Annotated in this window: 17 protein-coding genes and 1 pseudogene; 4 read left to right on the top strand and 14 right to left on the bottom strand. The window is 44.3% G+C overall.

The genetic code is table 11. The features are described 5' to 3' along the window. Positions 1-65: 65 nt before the first annotated feature. From Q6A92_RS15920 to Q6A92_RS15905, 4 genes and pseudogenes are all read right to left on the bottom strand, one after another. On the bottom strand, positions 66-224 hold the full coding sequence (locus Q6A92_RS15920) for a hypothetical protein (RefSeq protein WP_332238689.1): 159 nt from the start codon (positions 222-224) through the stop codon (positions 66-68). Positions 225-277: 53 nt separating this feature from the next. After that, positions 278-673, bottom strand: coding sequence for a D-ribose pyranase (rbsD, locus tag Q6A92_RS15915; protein ID WP_274399718.1), 396 nt, complete (start codon positions 671-673; stop codon positions 278-280). A gap of 20 nt (positions 674-693) precedes the next feature. Then, the gene (gene rbsK / locus Q6A92_RS15910; protein ID WP_332238688.1) at positions 694-1632 is read right to left on the bottom strand and encodes a ribokinase; all 939 of its coding nucleotides are present in this window, start codon (positions 1630-1632) and stop codon (positions 694-696) included. Between the two features lie 491 nt (positions 1633-2123). Then, a pseudogene (locus Q6A92_RS15905) lies at positions 2124-2243 on the bottom strand (transposase); the annotation flags it as partial. Between the two features lie 982 nt (positions 2244-3225). Here Q6A92_RS15905 and Q6A92_RS15900 point away from each other — a divergent pair. Further along, positions 3226-3858, top strand: coding sequence for a hypothetical protein (locus tag Q6A92_RS15900; RefSeq protein ID WP_274399715.1), 633 nt, complete (start codon positions 3226-3228; stop codon positions 3856-3858). A gap of 174 nt (positions 3859-4032) precedes the next feature. On the opposite strand, the gene Q6A92_RS15895 is transcribed toward Q6A92_RS15900, so the two are convergent. Both Q6A92_RS15895 and Q6A92_RS15890 read right to left on the bottom strand, forming a co-directional pair. Beyond that, positions 4033-6417 carry a hypothetical protein gene (locus Q6A92_RS15895; protein WP_332238687.1) on the bottom strand — a complete coding sequence of 795 codons (2385 nt, stop codon included), beginning with the start codon at positions 6415-6417 and terminating at the stop codon, positions 4033-4035. A gap of 215 nt (positions 6418-6632) precedes the next feature. After that, positions 6633-7520 carry a helix-turn-helix transcriptional regulator gene (locus tag Q6A92_RS15890; protein ID WP_332238686.1) on the bottom strand — a complete coding sequence of 296 codons (888 nt, stop codon included), beginning with the start codon at positions 7518-7520 and terminating at the stop codon, positions 6633-6635. Positions 7521-7872: 352 nt separating this feature from the next. Here Q6A92_RS15890 and Q6A92_RS15885 point away from each other — a divergent pair, with 352 nt between their 5' ends. The 3 genes from Q6A92_RS15885 to Q6A92_RS15875 are packed head-to-tail and all read left to right on the top strand — an operon-like array spanning position 7873 to position 11039. Then, positions 7873-9255 (top strand): MFS transporter, encoded by a 1383-nt coding sequence (locus Q6A92_RS15885; protein ID WP_332238685.1) that lies wholly within the window; start codon positions 7873-7875, stop codon positions 9253-9255. A gap of 24 nt (positions 9256-9279) precedes the next feature. Further along, complete coding sequence (gene arfA, locus Q6A92_RS15880; RefSeq protein WP_332238684.1) at positions 9280-10782, top strand: arabinosylfuranosidase ArfA; 1503 nt, start codon at positions 9280-9282, stop codon at positions 10780-10782. A 32-nt stretch (positions 10783-10814) separates the two neighbouring features. After that, positions 10815-11039, top strand: a complete 225-nt coding sequence (locus Q6A92_RS15875) for a hypothetical protein (protein WP_332238683.1) — start codon at positions 10815-10817, stop codon at positions 11037-11039. 387 nt (positions 11040-11426) lie between these two features. On the opposite strand, the gene Q6A92_RS15870 is transcribed toward Q6A92_RS15875, so the two are convergent. The 8 genes from Q6A92_RS15870 to Q6A92_RS15835 all read right to left on the bottom strand — a co-directional run. Beyond that, a complete protein-coding gene (locus Q6A92_RS15870) occupies positions 11427-11681 on the bottom strand; it encodes a hypothetical protein (protein ID WP_332238682.1) in 255 nt (84 codons plus the stop codon). 552 nt (positions 11682-12233) lie between these two features. Beyond that, positions 12234-14204, bottom strand: coding sequence for a BglG family transcription antiterminator (locus Q6A92_RS15865; RefSeq protein WP_332238681.1), 1971 nt, complete (start codon positions 14202-14204; stop codon positions 12234-12236). A gap of 25 nt (positions 14205-14229) precedes the next feature. Then, positions 14230-15261, bottom strand: a complete 1032-nt coding sequence (locus tag Q6A92_RS15860) for a PTS fructose transporter subunit IIC (protein WP_332238680.1) — start codon at positions 15259-15261, stop codon at positions 14230-14232. 20 nt (positions 15262-15281) lie between these two features. Further along, positions 15282-15596, bottom strand: coding sequence for a PTS fructose transporter subunit IIB (locus Q6A92_RS15855; protein ID WP_332238679.1), 315 nt, complete (start codon positions 15594-15596; stop codon positions 15282-15284). A 7-nt stretch (positions 15597-15603) separates the two neighbouring features. Beyond that, positions 15604-16053 carry a PTS sugar transporter subunit IIA gene (locus Q6A92_RS15850; RefSeq protein WP_332238678.1) on the bottom strand — a complete coding sequence of 150 codons (450 nt, stop codon included), beginning with the start codon at positions 16051-16053 and terminating at the stop codon, positions 15604-15606. Then, on the bottom strand, positions 16019-18733 hold the full coding sequence (locus tag Q6A92_RS15845) for a glycoside hydrolase family 38 C-terminal domain-containing protein (RefSeq protein WP_332238677.1): 2715 nt from the start codon (positions 18731-18733) through the stop codon (positions 16019-16021). Before Q6A92_RS15845 ends, Q6A92_RS15850 begins: the two co-directional genes overlap by 35 nt. Before the next feature lie 808 nt (positions 18734-19541). Beyond that, complete coding sequence (locus Q6A92_RS15840) at positions 19542-21032, bottom strand: ATP-binding protein (protein ID WP_332238676.1); 1491 nt, start codon at positions 21030-21032, stop codon at positions 19542-19544. Next, positions 20975-21466: IS66 family transposase (locus Q6A92_RS15835; RefSeq protein WP_332238675.1), on the bottom strand; the 492-nt coding region annotated here is incomplete at its 5' end. The genes Q6A92_RS15840 and Q6A92_RS15835, both read right to left, overlap by 58 nt.

Raw genomic sequence — 21466 nt, 5'->3', positions numbered from 1 at the left:
GTTCATGCTTTTATTTTTTGTGTTACCCCCTTATCGGATAAGGCTTAAACACTGTTTTTGGTGTTTCAAGTTTTAGTAATTAAGATATCGTTTAAGCTGGCTGCCGCTCCCCACAACGGGAAAATAAGCGAGACGAGAATAAACTGAAATAGAGGCGTACGACTTAGATAACCATCGGATAGCTGTTTCCAACTATGATGCTGCTTAATGACCAAGCTGTCCATTAAAGAATACCTCCTTTTTGCTTATCAGAACCGCGATACTCTTGGGCAAGCCGTTAAAAAGTGACACCGGACTCTAAAATGATATTGGAATAGGGCGTCATTTCACCCGTTCGTATAAATGCATGCGTACGCGATAAATTCTTTTTAAGTTCGGAATGCGGGACAAATACGGTTTCAACATCCGGCAATAATTGTTTGACTGCCTGAAGTTGATCGGGATTTTGCTCTTTCATTTCTTCAGCTAAACAAATGCGCTGCACTTTTAACTCACTCAGCACATTTTTCAATACGGCAATGAAACTGGGTAATCCGTTTGTCACGGCTAAATCAATCTTAGGCGTACCGATCGGAACCGGCATGCCGGCATCGCCGATTCCCAACCAATCCATGTGCCCCATCCCGGCAATCACTGCGGATAATTGTGAATTAATGACCGTTGTTTTTTTCATGATTCATTACCTCTTAAATATTATTTTCTGTCTGTTTCCCTCGATTGTTGTGCGATCCGGATATCTTCTAAATAAGGAATTGAAGGCTGGGCCCCCATCTTTTGTACCGTTAACGAGCTGGCCCGCTGCGCAAACTTCACTGCTTCCGGCAGATTGGACAAGCTTTTATCCAGCCGGGAAGCGAGCGCACCGATAAACGTATCTCCGGCAGCCGTCGTATCGACTGCCTTTGCCTGGAACGCTGTTTGCAGCCCGCTATCAACAGGCGTCGAATAGTAAGCCCCCCTGTCTCCCAGGGTAATAATTAAATTAGAGATGCCTCTTTCACGAAACCATTCAGCGGTTGCCGCCATTGATTGCCTGTCCGTAATGGCAATCCCGGTCAAAGACCGGCTTTCCGTCTCGTTAGGAACAATCAAATCCGTAAGCTGTAAAAGCTCATGCGGAACGTCCTGTGCCGGTGCAGGATTCAAAATAGTCGTCACTCGATACTTTTTAGCAATTTCAAATGCTTTAAGTGCCGCACCAACTGGGATTTCAAATTGAGTGACAAGCATATCCGCATCGCGAATCAATAAATCGCTTTCATAAATATCATCAACAGAAATCGTTTGATTAGCGCCGCCATACACCAAAACGCTATTCTGGCCGTTCGTATCCAGCAAAATAGACGCCGCGCCGGTCGCGGCCTGCTGATCCGTCTTAATATGCGACGTATCAATGTGATCGGCCCGTAAATGTTTGAGCATCATCCGACCCTGATCGTCATCCCCCACGTTACCTATAAAACTCGTCCTTGCCCCGCTGCGTGCCGCGGCGACAGCCTGATTCGCCCCTTTCCCGCCCGGTGCACTGCTTTTATCATGCACCGTCAATGTTTCGCCGGGTAACGGCAGGCGCTCAATCTGAAGAATTGTATCGACATTGATACTGCCCAGTATGACAACGTGATTCACCATGGGAACTTCACCTTCTGTTCTACAAAATTATCAAGGTGGTAAAACGTTTTACTGCTCATATTTAACCTTAAAAAGAAGATTACCGATTTCCGTTTCTGTAGAGATTTCTTAGAGGTTTCTATGTAAAACGTTTTACCTAGTACATCTACTTTATAACACATGATGAAGGCGTTTTCAAGAATGGAAAAAATTTTGTTCAATGCCTGCTCGCCCGAGGCGGGAGACTGACCGCTTTTTGAACCGATTTTTCCCCCAGATGATGAACCCATAGTTCCAGCCTGTAATTGATTAATGGTAAATCCGGTATTCAGGGCATCACTTGCATTTTCACGACCTTGTCATTACCAGTAAATAATGTCATCAAGACAATTATTAAAATATCCAGAACATATATTGTTGGGAAACAATATTGGCCGATCTTTTGGGACAGCCTCTTATTTTGTCTCAAAACGTACAGTTTGAAAAAACGAACCATCGGCAAAAGAATTGAACTAAATGCTTATACACCAACCCTTGTCTTGGTTTTCAATATATTGCTTAATCGTTTCTTCCGTTACTGTCCCAACAGTTTGACAGAAATAACCGGTTGCCCATAAATGCTGTCCCCAGTATATCTGCCATAAGCCTTCTACCATTTATGAATCGATCTACTAGCGTGTGTTTTCAAATCCTAGGTTGCAGGTACTGTAAGATATTCCGGATACGTTTAAGAACGTTATCTCTTCTGCGAGTGCAGCGACTACAACACATATGAATCTTGTCAAATGGATTATGACACCAATATTTAAAACGGCCGATTCTCGGGGCGGTGTTGATCTATGGTGCTATGCCATTTTTCTAGTTCATGGGACGACATTCAGAGACTATCTGCGGTTGAACCAGCCATTGCACAACGGGGTTCCCTGCGTGGAAATTAATCTTCTAGGGTTGTACCGGAAAAAACGTCTTAAGCACGCTATAATGAAGTCAGGTCGGCAGCCGAAAACAAAATACGGGAGAAATGATGGTCCCGGCAACCGGTAATAGCTTATCAGATACTCGGCGGTATCAAATCGTTTCCGCCGCAAAATATCCAAGATCATTTGCAGAGTTCCGTAATCGGCCCATCATCAGGTAATACTTTGAAATGAAAGATATCAAAATTGTTGAAGTCTATGCCATGATGAACCTATGTTAAAATATATCGTCCAGAATGTCCATTCGTATTTTATGGATTATTTGAAGAAAACAGTTTATTCCATGATTCATCCGCGAATCTGAAATATGCGCCATAAAATTGATCTTCTCGTACTAAGAAATAAGATGTGGAGCTGCGGGGCTCAATGTCATTAGCATAGTATAAAACGCTCACAAAAAAATAGAGGTTTGGTTACGCAATCGTATGACAAAGCATGGATACGTTAGTGACAGGGCAAAATTGTTGGCCTTATATGGCTATTGTGGTGATTGAAGAAAATGCATGCTCCCCGATTGATCGAGGCGGCCCTTTGTATAATACTAGGGTAGAAACAATATTACTGTGCAAGTAAAAAAGGGACGTCCGGAGCGTTCATGTCACTTTCAATGAAATCGATGTACTGGAGGAACACAACCATGATTTTTTTAATCGAAATTGTTGTTTCAGGAGAACACTTTTTCTATATGAAAAACAGGCAATTTGCCAAACGCGACCTAGCGGCGGACGGAAGCACCGATCTCTATGTGTTTGCCGATTATTCGCGTGCAATAGATTATCTGCGGGCACATTGGCGCCAATTGGGCAATTCAGACAGAAAAATCGTCGTTCCCCGATTAAAAAACGGAAAATTGATTGCCCCTCCCTCCCTTATTAATGTCCGGGCTTTTCGTGATCGACGCCCTGCAAACGTTTTATTCTGTCTCCGGGATGTCAAAGATGTCATAAAAAACGGCAGCGATGCCAGGCCTAATCGCCTGATAATCACTTATGATGGAGATCCTGCTGTTGTCAGTGCTGATAAAAATTGCGATAAATCGAATTATGCCGTTTCTTCGGATATTTTTCCCGCTTATAATCACTATTTCGGCCCCGGGGCAAGTGAAGATGAGAACTATGTCGGCAACTTGTACTTGCAATTGCTGCGAGGTTGGCGCGACCATCTCCGCTATATGGGAAAACATATCGATTTTAATAATTGGCAGGGTGAAAAGAGTGACGAAGCGCAGTTGAAAGCTGATATTCTAAGGCTCGTCGGTCAGTATTCATAGCTGACTTGGTGAGGCTTTTTTGCGGCTGAACGGACAGATCTCTGCTCTATATAAATGCAGTCAAACGGGCACAAGCTCCTGATAAAGAAGCTGTGCCCGTTTGACGGCTGTGAAGCTTTTATGAAGGCTGGATTGCGATTTTTCGCTGATCAGATAGACAGGGAGCAAACAGTTTTACGCACGGACAAACTGATGATCGATGAATTTAACAACCGGAGCAAGTATCCCTTCCGGCGTTGTATAGTGCAAATTTTGTTCGGTAAAAATATATTCGCGCGGATAAGGTGCAAAACTGAAAATGGTATACGAACCGTCGCTGTTTGCCTCAAGGCGTCCGTTGATGACGCGAAGCTGACCGGCGCGCGTATAAAGATAAGTTTTACAACCAAAACCATTCAGATAGGCAACCAGCTCTTCCCCCATGTCCCAATCCGCATGGCCCGTATCGCCTTCGGGAAACAGGCGGGTAAAGATACCGCCGTCGCTGGCAAAGGCAGACTGGCCGAAACGCTGCCGCGACAGATCAGGACGATTCAGGTTCGGACCGGCGATGCTGTAGGTGGAAGCGGCGGCGCCTTTTTCCAGCTTGCCGGTTGCCGTCGCCTGCGTGTCGTAACAATAGAGCATAGCAACGGTCGACCGATAGGCGGCCTCCAGGTATGCTGAATCTTTCAGAAAATCATATGCTTGCAGCATAGCTGCCGAAACTATTCCGCCCCATAGTGCGTGCATCATGTATGACAGCGCTTCCCACCAACGATCGGGTGCCTGAGCGCGGAAATCATTGCTGAATCCGATATTGGCTTCCAACAGCCGGCTGTACCGACGGGCACCGTCCGTGTGCCCCGTATTGCTTAAAGCACCCGCCGCCGGTCCGAAACCGGCATTGTCGTAATAATGTTCCGTGACGGCTGCGCGATACGTTTCGCTTTCACGATCCACTTTATCGGCGATTTGCTCCCATAATTTTTTAATCGTTGCGTATTTATCCGTCAAACCCCGCTGCTTTAGTTCGGAAAGCAAGTCGTTGATATAGAGGAAAAATACGCCGAGCATTTGCGTCTCCGACTGTGCCCGCGGGTCATCGTGCAGCGCAGGGTTAACTCTGAGATTGAAAATATCGGCAGCCCACTGCAGATAGTCGTCTGCATGGTGCAGCTTGAGCACCGTGTTATCGAATTTCGACAGCAGAAAGAACATGTGGCCGATATATTCAAAGTCCATCACCCGGTAAAAGTTGCCGTACAGTTTGCGCGGTTTCCGAAAATCGCCGTTGATAAACCACTTGGGCCGGACATAGTTTACGGCGCTTGCTTCAACTTGCCGGATCTGTCTGCTATTTAAATGCCCCTGATCCAGTAAATTTTTTTGCAGGACAAGACTCAATTTGCCGAGCGATTCACCTTGATTGGACAGCGGAATGAAGCTGAACGGGACCTTGGCGTCCGCTCCCTGATACAGTGTGTTGGAAATATAATCCACCCGTTCGTCCAGCATCTGCCGCAATGAACGGACGACATTGAACACCACACAGTCCTGTTTTCCGTTGTCGAACGTAATCGTGATTTTATGCTCACCGCTCCCCTGAGCCGGAAAGGCCAATAAGGCGTTCCGGCCGTCTTGCTCAATATAGCGGCTAACGTCTTCGCTGATCAGACGATCGTCATTTCTATAGCTGACATGTACCTGCCTGATGGTTATATTTTCAGGCATCGTCAAGGTCAACTGTGCTTGTTCATTTTCTTTAATCATTGGTTGATAACGGATGATCGGGTGTCCGAAAGCCATGGCACGGGCATAAAAATCGTTGCGGTCTGCAAGCGTACAGAGCCGGTAGCGCCACTGTTTTGTTTCTCCGGGTGACAGTATCAGTCCGTCGTGGTTATAAATCCAGTCCGTCGGCGGCTGCTGATCTTTGTGATATCCGCCTGCCAGAATCAATTGGTGAAAAAGCATGCCGTCCAGCGAGGGGGAAACGTTTTCAAAAAACCGGTTTGTATATTCGCAGTAGGTGCCGACCGATAAAGTTTTCCCGGACAACTGATAGACTCCCAGGTGAGGCGCCTTGCCGCTGCGGCGCACGGCCGCCAGTTTCGTAAAATCGGCGGAAATGGATGGAAAAACAGCGGCGGAATCATTCATATTGCGCAGCACATTTTGATCACGGAACATGATATAAGCCAGGGAAACCCAGACGGCAAAATGATCGACAAGCAGCGGTCGATTGGAATGATTGATCAGTTCGATCGACCAATCCAGTGTTTCGTCTGTCAATCCCGGCCGATAAGTCAGTCGAACAGCTGCCCGGCCGAAGCTGAAGGTGACGGTTGTTCTTTCCTGTCGGCTTTCTACGACCGGCTGGAAGTGAATGCTTGAAAGGGATTGATGATCGACCGTCAGATTGAATTCGCCGAACAATTTATCGGCATCCCGATAGCCGACTTGCTTCAAATAATCAGGATCGATAACCCAGTTCATGTGGTGCGGATCGTTCTTCATTGTCAGACGAGTTAAGGCCCCGTGCTGATTGAATGAAAGATCGAAATATGTGGTCTCCATGATTTTCTCCCCACTTTTTTCTTTGATAGTCTCGCAGATATTTCGTTTATTGACGAGCTGCCGATGTCTGAATTCCCATCTGCCTTTCAAGCTTAATTCAGCGTTTTGTTTCATAAAATATTTATTTCGACACTTTGTTTATAAAATTCAACACTTAATATTGAAACGGCATGACGCTTATTATCAGTTTTTAAATTTATAAAAGAGCAGATCCATCAGTCATCATCTTTTGTAATGCCGTTAATTTCCCGGTAGTGCATCGGCGGCATGCCAATCACTTTCTTGAACAGATTGGAGAAATAATAAACATTTTGAAAACCGCACTGATCAGCAATTTGTTTGATCGACAGCGTGGTATTCAGCAACCGCTTCTTAGCCTCTTCAATGCGGACCTGATTTAGGTATTTCATCGGTGTAATGCCGATCGTCTGCTTCATACATCGGCCGATGTAATTGGGATGAATGTGAAACTGCTGCGCAAGATTAGTATTGGTGATTTTCATGTCAAAGTGGTCGCGCAGGTACCGTTCCACTTTAAGCGCAATTTTGGTCACCGAGCTTTCCTGAACGGCGGGCAGCTGAACATATTGCAACAAATCGAGGAATAATTCTTGTACCTGCCAGAATGAAAACGACTCACTCTCGTTTGTGGAATGCAGCAGTTTTTCTGCTGTTGCAAAAATCTCCGGGATATTGCTAAGTCTGCGGTGTTTAGCGAGATAGACCGTATGATTAGTCGTGTGATAATGCAATGTAGGTATTTTGATCACCGATTGTTGTTCCGCCGGTTTTTCGTCCTGCTGCCAGCGGCCGACACAGAGAAAATGCAGCCAGTAATATTCGCTGTCTTCATCACAGGCCTGAAAGGAATAATGATGGCGGTCCGGCAGAAAGATAAACATTTCATGGGGCTTAACGATAAATTTCCGCTTTTCCTCAGCCAAAAACATGCGGCCTTTTTTCATAATGACGAGAATGAAAAAGGGAAGATCATTTCGATTTGGATGTCGCTCTCCGGGCTTAAAATAGGCAACGCCGCCCTCGATAAATACAGGCAGCGGGATGCATGAGAGCGAAAGGTACAACGGTTTTGCAGTGCTCATAAAGAGGACTCCCTGTGTGATATTTTATAATCAACAATTCATTATTTATATTTTCAACCGCTTACATGGATGGTATATTGCAAAAGAAAGAAGCGGTTGAGAGATGAAGGCACCGAAATCATTCTAACAAAGATGTCAGACATTTAAACAATAATAGCGTCGGTTTAGCCAGTTTTAAATTAACGAAGATTTAAAGCGCTCTCAATCTTTTGACTTTTCGCTTCGTCATCATCTTCGACTGCTGGTTGTAAATCATTTTGAACCGGTGTGTCGATCAGGGGGGGATAAATAGCATCATCTTGCCTGTCCTTCAGGCACCTTTTAAATATATCAGGATTTGGGGGAAAAGACGATGGGTCAGAATCATTCGGTTTCAGACAGCACCGGCAAGACAGACAAACTGCCGTTTCATCGTGTTTTGGCTTATGCAAGTACGGATACAGCAGGGAACTTGCTGTACTGTACGGTTACAACTTTTGTTTTGTATTATTACACGGACGTGTTCGGGCTATCGGTGGTGGCGGCCGGCCTCATTTTACTGGTTGCCCGCATTCTCGACGCCTTTGATGCACCGATCTGGGGGTTCATCATTGATCACACACATACGAAATGGGGGCAGAACCGGCCTTACTGGCTATGGATATCGATACCATTTACTCTCTTCTTCGTTTTGATGTTCTGGTCGCCCAATCTGTCGGCCAATGGAAAATTTGTTTACGGCTTAATCACTTATCTGCTTCTTGGGATCTGCTACACCGGCATCGGCACGCCGATCAGTTCAATCCTGCCTAATTTAAGCAACAACAAAGATACTCGCGTCCGTTTAAACTCAGTGCGGATGATCGGCGGAATGGCCGGATTTTTTGTCACCGCTACCTTCACGCTCTCACTGGTATCGTTCTTAGGCAAAGGAAACGATGTTGTCGGATTCCGGATAACGACGATTTTGTTTGCACTTATCGGTCTGGCGCTGTTACTGTTTGCTTTCGGCGATACCCGGGAGATCAATGCGGCGAGCGAAAAGCCACTGCCGATCAAGCAAAGCCTGCGGGCGGCGAAAAGCAACTGGCCGTGGTTTATATTGGTCGTCGCTTTTGTTTTCTACTGGCTTGGCAACGCGTCACGAACGTCGGCACTGGTCTACTATACTCAGTATAATCTGGGCAACAAAGAATTTGCCTCGGTACTAAATGCACTGATATTATTCCAGATTGTCGGCATGGTCGCGATACCTTTTGTTGTTAAGCATATCTCGAAAACACAAACGTTGATTATCGGATTCTTACTTGCTGCATTGGGTCAAATCCTGATTAACTTCACCGGTCAGTCGGAGATCATGCTGGCTGTTTCCTGGAGCGTCGCTTCAATCGGCACAGGGGTAGCCGTGTCAATGCCTTTTGCCATGCTGGCGGATACGGTCGATTTTGGCGAATGGAAAAATGGAATACGGGCAAGCGGGTTTCTGACGGCGATCGGCAGTTCGTTTGCCATTAAAGTCGGGCAGGGGCTCGGCGGCTGGGTTCCGGCACTGATTATGGGCAGCTTCGGCTATAAAGCGGGGGCCGTTCAATCGGCCGCAACACTTGGCTCGATCAAGTTCTGTATCAGCTGGCTGCCCGCCCTGTTTTTCATTGTCGGTGCGATTATTACGATGGCTTACACGAAATATGAGAAGCAGGAAACATCAATTAAAGTGGAATTGAATCAACGAAGAGGCGGGCTTGAAGAGGCATAATCTTAAAGTCGGAGGGAACAGATTATGAAAGGCAGCATACAGGTTGACCCTACGGAACAGATTGCGGCGATCGACAACAGAATATACGGATCGTTCATTGAACAGCTAGGACGTGCTGTCTATGAAGGCATTTATCAACCGGAGCATCCGGCTGCCGACGAAGACGGCTTCCGGAAAGATGTCATTGCCGCCGTCAGACAGTTAAAAGTGCCGATTATCCGTTATCCGGGTGGTAATTTCGTCTCGCAGTATAATTGGGAAGATGGCATCGGTCCGAAAGACGAGCGGCCGACACGGCTGAATCTGGCCTGGCGGCAGATTGAGACTAATCAGTTCGGTTTGCACGAATTTATGAAATGGGCAGAAAAGGCCGGTGCCAAAGCGAATATGGCCGTCAATCTCGGTACGCGGGGCATTGAGGATGCGGCTCATCTGGTTGAATATTGTAATTTTCCCCGGGGAACTTATTACAGCGACTTGCGGCGGCGCAACGGCCGTTCGCAGCCGTTCGCAATCCATACGTGGTGTCTGGGCAATGAAATGGATGGCCCCTGGGAAATCGGGATGCAGACGGCCAATGAATACGGTCATCTTGCCAATGAAACAGCAAAGGCGATGAAAAGAGTCGACGAATCAATTGAGCTCGTAGCCTGCGGCAGTTCGTCCATTGAAAATCCGACATTCGGCGAGTGGGAAAAAACGGTGCTCGACCAATGCTACGATAATGTCGACTACCTGTCTCTGCATCGCTACTATGGTTATTATAACGATGACGATCCGGCGGAGCTGGATAACTATCTCGGCAAAAATATTGATCTCAATCAGTTTATTAAAGGCGTTGTGGCAATTTGCGACGCAGTCAAAGCCCGTAAACGGACAAAAAAGACGATCAATCTTTCATTCGATGAATGGAATGTCTGGTATCATTCAAACAAAGCGGATACGAGAATCAAGCCATGGCAAACAGCGCCTCATCTGCTGGAGGATATTTACAACTTCGAAGATGCCCTGTTGGTCGGCAGTTTACTGATCACTTTGTTGAAGAACAGTGATCGCGTGAAGATCGCCTGCCTCGCACAACTGGTTAACGTGATTGCCCCGATCATGACTGAGAATGACGGCGGTGTCTGGCAGCAGTCCATTTTCTATCCGTTTTTGCAGGTTGCCAATTATGGCAGAGGCGTCGCGCTTAGCTCACATGTAGAGACGGAAACGTATCACTCGCGTGAATTTGATGCGGTTCCGTTTCTGGACAGCATTGCAGTATACAATGATAATGCCGCTGAAGTGGTGGTTTTTGCTGAAAATAAATCACAGACGGAGACATTGGATTTCACTATAAATTTTAAAGAACTACGGCCGGTTTCGATCGCTGAAGCGACACAATTTGCGGGTTATGCACCAAAAGCGGACAATCGTGACGGAAGAATGAGAATCCGTCCGCTGACCGATGTCCGATTGAATAATTCCGAAGCGGCGGCGACATTGCAGCCGTTGTCTTGGAATATGTTCAGATTCAAACTTTAAGGCCCAGCATCAAACATTTGGGGGGAAGTCCTGTGAAGATCGACGCTCATCAATTTGCCTTGCAGCTGATTGCCGGCATCTCGCAGCTCGAAGGTGAGACGGGTGAAAGCTATATAAAACGGGCATTAACCCTTTACCTGGAAGCCTTTTTCCTGATCGAAGATTTCGATCAGCTCGAATCCGGACAATTTAAAAATATGAAGAAACATGAAATAAACGATCTGGTCAGTCGACTGATCTCGGCCCGTTTAATCTAATGCCTGCGTAAACTGCATGCAGAATCTGTCCGGGAATGGAGCGGTTCGGACCCGGAATGTCTCACAAAGAACGGTCGGGTGTCATCCCCGGCCTTTTTTGTGCCGACTTTTTTCGGGTAAAAAAAGGCACTCTGAATGCTAAGAAAATTTGGTACACATTGAAAACGGGTTTCAAACCTTATCAGATACTCTAAAACAAATCCTGGTACCAGGCCGGGCGCCCAGCGATCGAATAAGAAATATACCCGGCTAATACGGGAACCAGCATCGCCATACCGACCGAACCGATGAACTCGATATTGGCCCAGTAATGGATTCGTCACATTGACACCGCCACTAAAGTCAGCACAATGACGAGTAAAATCCCACCAACAGTGACTGCTGGAATCATATAGAAAAATACATGGCATGATTCTTAATTTGACTTAGAGCTTTATTCATTATGCTCTCCAGCGGATTTAGTTCGATCGGCTTTTCGCCCCAATGATCCTGCTGCCAATGAGCGGCTTGCGGATGAACAAAGGGTCGTTGGACTGTGCCGAATAGGCCATCGGCCAGTGAGCTTTGACCGTGAATGTCAGTATGACATTTGACCCGCACCCGATGCGACAGCACCTGATTGGCGACTTTGACTGAAGACATGAACCACCGGATCCTGCCGATTCAAGCTGACAGATAAGTTCAAAGGCATTTGACCGTTTTTTTGCCGACGTGCCCGTGCCGACAAATCCTACACAAAGACAATTGGGACTCATTTTCTGATCCGTCATTCTGGAAGAGCCGAACAGAAAGTATTTGTGTCTCCACTCTGATGGAAAGTCTGAGAAAAACTCTTTTGCAGTCCGATCCCAAGAACTTATTATCTCTTGGGTCACTTACGATGACATGTCGGCTGAACCGGGCTAGACATTTGACATTGATTTTGAGAAGAAACGCCAACCGCTCAAGAAAATCAAAAAAATTTTAAGCCGGTTGAAAAAAAGATACATTTTCCTACAACTTTGCGACAAATAGAAACAGCCAGAGACCGCATAACCATGCAGATTGATGGCTGTTTCTTGCCTTGTTTAACTGCAGAAGTCCGGATATGTAGAAAACGATTGACTCATTAAAATCAAACAGCAAGATGCCGTTAAAATCGGTACCTTGCTATTTTAAAAAGAATTCACTTCTATATCCATAATTAATTTAAAGCTAATTAATAGTGTCAGCCGTCAGGCAATCATATAGATCTTCTGCTGTTTTTGCTTGATGCAGCCGCGTCATGGTTGTTTCTGAATTAATTAAGTAATATAAACTGTTAATGGCTGCCTTATTTTTCAAACTGTTATCAAACCTGACAGCTAGTAAAAAGACACAGTCAACCCACTTTTTCTGCCACTGAATGGGGTGTTTCAAAGTCATCACGCAAATCGTCGGATCCAGTACCAAATTGCTGGCACCATGAGGGATTGCGACTCCCTTGCCAATCTCCGTCGGCATAATAGATTCACGATTAAATACCGATTTTTCAAAGTCCGATTCCACTAAGCCCTGAACTCGCAGCTGGCGGGTCAGAAAGGCAAGGATCTCATGGCGCGTCGTAAAAATCTGTTGCGGAAAAAGACAGGTCTTTCTAATAAACGGACCGAGCTGATTCTTTTTAATTTGCTGTGGATGATCGATAATAAATGTATTGAGTCGGTTAATATCGTCGGAATCCAAAAAATTGGATACTTGCACCACAGGAACAGCGCTGTCAAACTGCAAAGTCGAAACGATAAAATCAATAGGGCTTAAATCATAATTGGTAATGTTCTTATAGGGAACCGCATCAACGACTTTGATCAGCGGCAACGTTGATGAGATTCTATTTTGAATCAAGCGGGAAAAACCGACTCCTTCCGGACAGACGATTATCACGCGTTTCAATTTCACATTTTTCTCCAGGGAAGCCTGAAAATGGACCGTTAAATAGCCTATTTCTGCTTCTGGAACCTGCTGCGATAATTGGCTGTGGCTTTCTTGATCTAATAATTCCGCAACTGCCAGCAGTACAACACCAAATAACGAAGCATAGTTCTCCCTGATTTCATCGAGCAAGGGATTGGCGAATGCTTGATGCTTTTTCAGCCGTTCAAACATTGCAAAACAGTGCGACCTGAGATTGAGAAACAATTCCTGGTCCTGCGTTAAGTCTAATCTTAACATTGCCGACACTTTAGTAATCAATTTTTCAGCAAATTTTTCAGCACCATTATCAAAGCGATTCAGAAAATCCACCAATAAATCCGGACCGATGCTGCTTTGAATTCCCGACATCACCAGGTGCTGATTGAGATATTTTAGATCATCCCGGCTAAAGATATGCGGAAACTGGCTATCAAGTAGAGTAAAGAGAGTGGCCAATTTGGAATTCGGCGGACCGGGCAAACCGGAATAGGTCTGATTATACCGCCGATGAGCATTCCGCGCTAAAATAATCAAAATATGTGTCATCAAATTACTATAGGTTGCATCATTAAGGTGAAAAGCGGCATTTTTTTCGAATCGAAGTAAAACTTGTTCCGTCTTAAAAATGTTTTCACTGCCAAATAACGCCTGAAGACGTAAGTAGGTCGTCGCTGTCAGGCGCGTCTTCAAACGACTTTTAAAAAAACCGGTTTGTTGATCCAGCGGTTGATAATCTTTAATGATTTGACGCAGCACCTCACGGATTACCGCTTCATCGCCAACGATAGATGTTCCTTGGTAATCCGCCTTCATGGTCAAGTGCTGCTGCTTTAAATCATCCTTAATAATTTCTAAATCTCGAACGATAGAACTTCGGGAGACGTGATACTTATCCGCTAATTGATTGATCGAAGTCCGGCTATGATTCAATAAAAGTGCAATCTTGATCTGTTGGCGCCGTGTTATCGCGGTCAGCGGATTGGTCGCCGATTTAAGTCTGTTTTTAATGCGTAACAGATGCTCCGGTGCTGCAGAGATCATAAAGCCTGCACCCCGTTTATTCTGAACGGTCACAGCAGCATTCACACAGAGCTGTGATTTAATTTCCTTAATGTCATTTGCAATCGTACGCTCCGAAACACGGAACATGGTTGCCAGATCATGAAGGGAGATGGCTTTTTGATTGGCATTATCTATCAACATCATGAGTATCCTCAAAGTACGCGGCTTCATCGCAGCACATCCCCCATCAGCAACATTACACATTAATATTTTGCTTAATCCTCTTCTTCAAAAGTGCCATCATCAGAACGACAACTGCTGCTCCGATAATCACCGCTGCGAAATATATTAAGCGCTGATGAACTACCGGCAGAACTAACAGGCCGCCCAATGGGGCCATATCGGTTGCGCTGGCCAGTCCCGCAATCACGGATCCTATGGCTGATCCCAGCATAATTGACGGAATCACCCGCAACGGATCCGTGGCCGCAAACGGAATCGCACCTTCGGTAATACCGCAGGCTCCCATCACAATCGCAGCTTTTCCTGATTCCCTCTCTTCACTAGTAAACTTGTTTCTTAAAATCAGCGAAGCAATTCCTAAACCAATAGGAGGAATGCAAATGGCTACTCCGGCCATCCCCATGAGTCGGCCGTCACCTGTTGCAATCAGGGCAACAGCAGTAGTATACGCAATCTTGTTCATCGGGCCGCCCATGTCAAAGGATATCATACATCCTATGATGATAGATAAGATCACCGTGCTTCCCGTCGACATACCCTTCAGCCAGACTTGGATAAATGTGACCAAAGATCCTAATGGCGCCGCGACCACATAGATATAGAGCAGCCCTATGACGGCCGCCACGATCAGAGGAATGATGATGATCGGCATCAAGGGTTTAAGAAAAGCCGGAACTTTCCAGGTTTTAACCCATTTAGCCATATAACCGGCCGCGAAACCTAACAACAAGCCGCCTAAAAATCCTGTCGAGATTTTCCCGCTCCCTACTGGATTGGCGGCCAAATAACCTAAAACAAGTCCCGGGACCAGGCCGGGGCGCCCGGCAATCGAATAAGAAATGTATCCGGCCAGTACAGGAACCAGCATCGCCATACCGGCCGAACCGATGGTTTCGATATTGGCCAGCAGTGGATTCGTCACATTGGCCCCGCCACTGAAAGCCAGTGCAATGGCGAGTAAAATCCCACCGACAGTGACCGTGGGAATCATATAGGAAACACCTGTCATGGCATGATTCTTGATTTGACTTAAAGCTTTATTCATTGTGCCCACTCCTTCCAGTTTTAAATAAGTTTGATCGCTTCAGACACTATTTTCTTCGGATCAGTGACGCAGGAAGATACTGAAGTTTCATAAATTGGCTTGCCCTCAAAACGGTCACGGCCTTCGACGCCGATATCAGCACCAATAATTACGACATCGGCAGCAGCAATATCAGCCGCCGATAATTCATTTTCAGCACCCATAGCCCCCTGGGTTTCTATTTTGCAATCATATCCGGCTTTTCTGGCTGCATCCTGTAATGCACTTTGTGCCATATACGTATGGGCGATCCCCGCCGTACAAGCAGTAATACCAATAATTTTCATTTTGCTCATTTCCTTTCTACTCATTTTCGCTGGAAGCGATGATACCAATAACTTCCTGCTTATTCGTTGACTGCATCAATTTTTGACGAAACTCCGGATTGATAACTTTTCTCGCAATATTGGCTAAAATTCTTAAATAATGATCTCCCTTCTCCTTTTCGGGTACACCGATCATAAAAATGAGATGGACGACTTGCCGGTTCCATAGCACACCTTTGTTTGATTTAGCAAAGCAAACAAAGGGCAACTTGACAGCATCGGTTTTGCCATGCGGCACAGCCAAAGAATAACCCAATGAAGTGGATGCCTCATTTTCGCGATCAATGACTGCCTGACGATAACCCGTCGCACTGTTTAGACGTCCATTTTGTCTGGCAAGTTCCGTCAGTTGGTCGATGATTGTCAGTTTATCGGTTGCCTGGATATCCATATCAATGAGTTCTGGTGTTATGATCACTGTTTTCATCGCCTATCACTAATTTATAAGTCTTAAATTCACTGGGTTTCAAGGTAAACTGATGGATACTGTCGTTCGCTTCTGCGGGTGTCGCCTCATCCAAATCGACGGATTCAGCATCAGGCGGCAATACAACAGTCGCCGAACTCCGGATAAAATCATTGAAACATCTAATAATCACACCGCCGTCCTTTTCAGCTTTTTTCAAGGCACTGACTACGGCTGTTGACCCTGAAATATCCAAGAATCCCTGTTGAACCGGCAATTTCTTGACAGCGGGTTCATTGCGGATAAAGCGGATTCGGCTATTAAGAAATGGGGCCGATTCATAACACTGCAGAGGGCTAAAGAGCTTCTTGGACACCTGTCCCACTTCAGCCTGATCAAACAATTGATCTGAATAGTAAACGCCCAACGAGAATTCATGCCGTCCCGGCATTTCTGCGTCAGGCGTCGGCACGATCGTTTCACCGGAAGCGCGTCCCGGGCGATAGAGCAGCTCTTCCTTGCCCATATAACTGTACGTTCTAAATAAGGTCAGCATCAGATCCGAATAGTTCTCACCGGTGACTTCATACTCACGCACACCGTCCGTCAAAACAGCTACAGTCGCATGAGCATCACTCAAAGCAGCAAATGACTGCAGCGGATTCAGTTCGATCGGCTTTTCAACCCAATGATCCTGCTGCCAATGAGCGGCTTGCGGATGCACAAAAGGTCGTTGAACTGTACCGAATAAGCCATCGGCCAGTGAGCCTTGGCCGTGAATGTCGGTATGACATTTGACCCGCACCCGATGCGACAGCACCTGATTGACGACTTTGACTGAAACATGAACCACCGGATCCTGCCGATTCAAGCTGACAGATAAGTTCAAAGGCATTTGACCGTTTTTTTGCTGCCGTGCCCTTGCCGACAAATCCTGCGGTACTTGAAAATTCATCTGAACGGCAATAGATTGTGCCAATGATCCAAAGTGAGATTTAATTTCGGCGACCTGTGCCTCCGACGAAGTGATGGACAAATCTTGATCAGGCGGAGAATAATTATAGGAATCCCCTCCGTCACCATTTTCGATAATTTCAAATTGGCGCTGATAAACGCGACCCGTCTTCTTGGCTTTGACACTGAAAGTTCTCGTACTGGCATCAAACCATACTTGATAGTACTCGTTCTCAATCTGATTCTGCTTTTTCTCACAAAAAGCAGCCGGTTCCGCCGCCGTATCAGAATGCAAATAGAACTGCCGGTACCCTAAACCGGGAACGTTATCAACCCAGAATTTAATATGGGTGTAATAAACTTTTTGCGGCAGCTTTTTCTTCTCATGGCTGCGATACATGGTCGGTGTCAGCAATTCGGCCTGATGCAGAACGTAGTCGCTTTGATCCTGCTGGCTGATGATTTCATAAGGAATCTCATGTCCATCTACATCTTCAAAATGATAGTTTCCATCAGGAAGATAAACCCATGTGTCAAGCAACTCGCTTCGCGGAACCGGCAAGGGATTGAAAACCGTGAAGGAATAGTCCTGGTCTGTCCGGATGTTCATACTGATATCCCGCATAACTTTTTCAGCTATATTCCGAGCAAAATCATAGGCTGATTTGTTCCGGGCACCAATGTCAAAGTTGGTGGAATCACTGTTGCAATTGCCTATACTGTCATGAGCGGCATTTTTAAATAATATTTTCCAAACACGTTCAATTTCACGCTGAGGGTAGCAAAGGCCGCAAAGATAGCCGAGCGCAGATAGCGGTTCCAACACATTGGTCACGTAATTTTCCAGCTGATTATTTTTTTTCTTGAGGTCGGCCCGGGTCGAATAGATAGATTTATGGACTCTCGAGTCTTCACCATCAAGCAGCTCGCCAGTGACCCTCGGCAGTTTTTTATCACCTTGTGAGCGTATATCTTTCCAGAGCTCTGCTAAATATTTTTCAGGAGAAGATATCAAGTATTGGCGGTCAGAATCAATCCCATTCAACTTAGCCACAATTTGATTCAGCTGGTGATTAATCGGTAACTGGTCAAACCCATTCGGCATGTAAAGCTGATTAAAAGCACTGCGTTGTTCCAATTTAGGAATCATTAAGGAGCTGAAATGTTTCAATTCCTCACTGGTCTCCGGAATGTTAGCACCGTAGAAATAACCAAAAGGCATCTGAATCGCCAAAATTTCGGTCTCGTCGGTTCCTTTCCACAGAAATTCATTTTGTTTCAGTTTGGAATGGCCGATACCCCGCCAAATAATGGCCGATTTGATACCGAATTTCCGATAAATCTGCGGCATATTGCCGCCCTGGCCAAAAATATCCGGACCATAGCCAATCATCATACTATGTCCCAATTGTCCGGCAAACTCGATACCGTAATACAGATTACGGACAATCGACTCCTGCGCCACAGCAATTTGATCAGTCTGCGTATACCAGGGACCGATCAATAGCCGTTGACTGCCAATCAACTTTTCCAAAACCGGACGTTTTTCCGGATAAAAGGATAAATAGTCTTCAATCAAAGAACTCTGTGCGTCTAACAAATAATAATAAGTATCAGGGTTCTTTTCTAAAACGTCGATTACTTCATTTACCTGACTGATTAAGTAAACCATAGAGCGTGCATTTGTAAAATACCATTCACGATCCCAATGAGTATGAGGAACGATATGGACATTCTTTTCTTTCATCTTGTCCCCTCCTTTCAATTTAAGTTTAAAATCGCTTTCATATTTAGAAAATACCAAAATGTTGCTAAGTCAGCTGAAAAAATGTGTACAGAGATCAATATGTGATTGAAGGTGTAAACATTGGCAAGCGCCAAATACCCCCATCTTGATTTTCAAGATGGGGGTTCCGGTGTCAGAATGGAAGAGGCTCAGACTATACAAAAAAGGCATCGGGAGAGCTTCGTTTGTAATTTTTCAAAATTCGGCAGTTGCAGCAGAAGAAGAGATAAGTCAAATGATGAAAAGGACTATCATTCATATTGCTCCTGCTTATAAGTGACCTTACTAAATTGAACTCGATTTATATAATATGAGAAATAAAGGGATTGGCCACTTTCGGGATGATCATGCCAATATTGTTCGTTTTTTTGATAATTATATTTTTAAGTTTTTAGAAAAAAATCAAGTTCATAAGACTTTTTTTCACTGCATCCAACACTTTCTCTCTTAGTTGCAGCACTAAATCTCTCATCCATATATAATTACTATATAAGATTATTTAAAAAATCTAATTATAGTAAATTTAGCTTTTCACAATATCAAATCACTTATGTTATCTTTCGCATTAAGGACGATGAATTATCGATCCCACAATTTAACTGAAAACGCAAATTATGAGGTATATATACACTGCATAAGTTTGATGGTATTTAGAGGGAATATCTCGTGTAAGTAGTATTATATGAACCTTTCCCCCTTTTAACATAGGCAATTACGTCAACTTTTGTTAAAACCAATTGTCAACAGCAGCTGCTTGTGTGAGAAAAAACTATTTATACCATTCTTTTTTAAGATTTGGGATATCTATGTTTTTCCATTCTTTTTTCCACAACTTCCAAAATGGAATATCACTAGAAGAGGGCGGCATTAAGCATTCATTTATCTGCACAATCGAAGGGAGAACAACCGATTCCCCAATAAGCAGAGCCTCACCAGCCCTTAGCGATGGCATTTTATCAATGAGATTTCCTAACGTGTTAGGTAACAGTTTCCTCACATAACTTTGATCATTAGGATTCGTCAACCTCATTGCAATAAAATTATTGCACTGTGAAAAAATAGTTTCAGATATTTCTGAAGGTCTTTGACTTGCTAACATTAAAGTAATACCATATTTTCTCCCCTCTTTTGCTATTCGTTCTATGGATCTCTTTGACGATCGATACATTGTTAAATCACTATTTGGCACATACTTATGTGCTTCCTCATAAACAAGAAGAATTGGAACATCGTTATTTAATTTTTCATCTGGGTTATTTTTAAATCTTAGTCTTTTGTAATAGTATCCATACTCAAAAATTATCCTGGAAATTAGCGAAACTGTAATACTCAGTACCTCGAAAGGTACTCCACTTAAATCAATAACTGTAACATTCGATTTTTTGCCATCACTATAACCCAGTAAGTCGGCTAGTGTCTCTTCAAAAGTTGTATTTTTCGCTTTTTCTCCGAGAATAAAGTCAAATCTTTTGTCATTAATTTTATTTTCCAGTCTATTCAGGAAATTTATGAGCTTTCCATTCATACATCCACTTGCAGATTTACCTGAAGGAGTCAATTTAGCAGAGAATAGCTTATATAAATGGTCATCATCGAATTTAAATTCTTCTCCATTTTCATCCTTCCATAAAATTTCATTATTTGAATGTTTTTCATTATTCCTATTTGAGACATAAGTAAGCACTTCATTGATATCAAAAAACAACGGGGAGTCATAGTGAATTTTTTCCTTTTGATTTTGATCACCAGTAAAGTGCATCTTTCTATTATTTACAATAGCTTGCTTGAATACATTTTTTTGATTATGATCATTTGCTTCTGTATCTATAAACAATTCTTCAAGTTCTTCGCTATTTAACAACCAATAAGGCAATTTTAGATTATCAATATCAATATAGTTGGCTGTAGGGAAAGCAGCTTTATACTCGGAATGTATATCAAATATAATAATGTGTGAATTGTTTAACTTATATTCCCCATCTTTCTCCGAGACAGCCTTTTGAATAATAGTTGCAAGTGTATGAGATTTTCCTGACCCTGTAGAACCAACCACAGCAATATGCTTATTAAAGAATTTATCTCCATTAACAGGAACTTTTATTTTTCTATTAGAAGATAGACTAGAAAATGTAAATTTTTCTCCTGTTTTTAGAGAAGTGTAAGCGTCAAATAACCCCCACCTTGAAAAGTGAGGGTTATTCTTTATACTCTTGATGCTTCTGTGGTCAGCCGACATTCGGGCGGAAGGGTCTTGGACCATGGAAGCAGTGAATCCATGGCTTCTTCTGTGACTTGCTCAAGATTTGGCAGTTGTTCAAAGAGATAGGATAAGTATTGAAAAGGTCGAAGTCCGTTCTCCTTAGCGGTTTCAATGACACTGTATACGATGGCACTTGCCTTGGCACCCTTCGGTGTGTTAGAAAACAGCCAGTTTTTCCTTCCGATTACAAAGGGTTTGATTGAGCGTTCGGCCCGATTATTATCCAATTCCAGTCGGCCATCTTTAAGAAAAGCATTGAGGGATTCCCAGCGTTCTCGACAATATTTGATGGCGATTCCAAGGGCGCTTTTCGGCAGCACCCTGGGTGCCTGCTTTTGAAGCCATGCCGAAAAAGCTTGAAGAATGGGTTGACTTTTTTTCAAGCGAATCCGATAGCGTTCTTCGGCAGAACGTTTTTCCTTTTTCAGTTCACG

It is taken from the genome of Sporolactobacillus sp. KGMB 08714 (assembly GCF_036598985.1).
GTDB lineage: Bacteria > Bacillota > Bacilli > Bacillales > Sporolactobacillaceae > Sporolactobacillus.
Note: the sequence above shows the minus strand (reverse complement) of the source record. Positions and strands in the feature narration are given on the sequence as shown.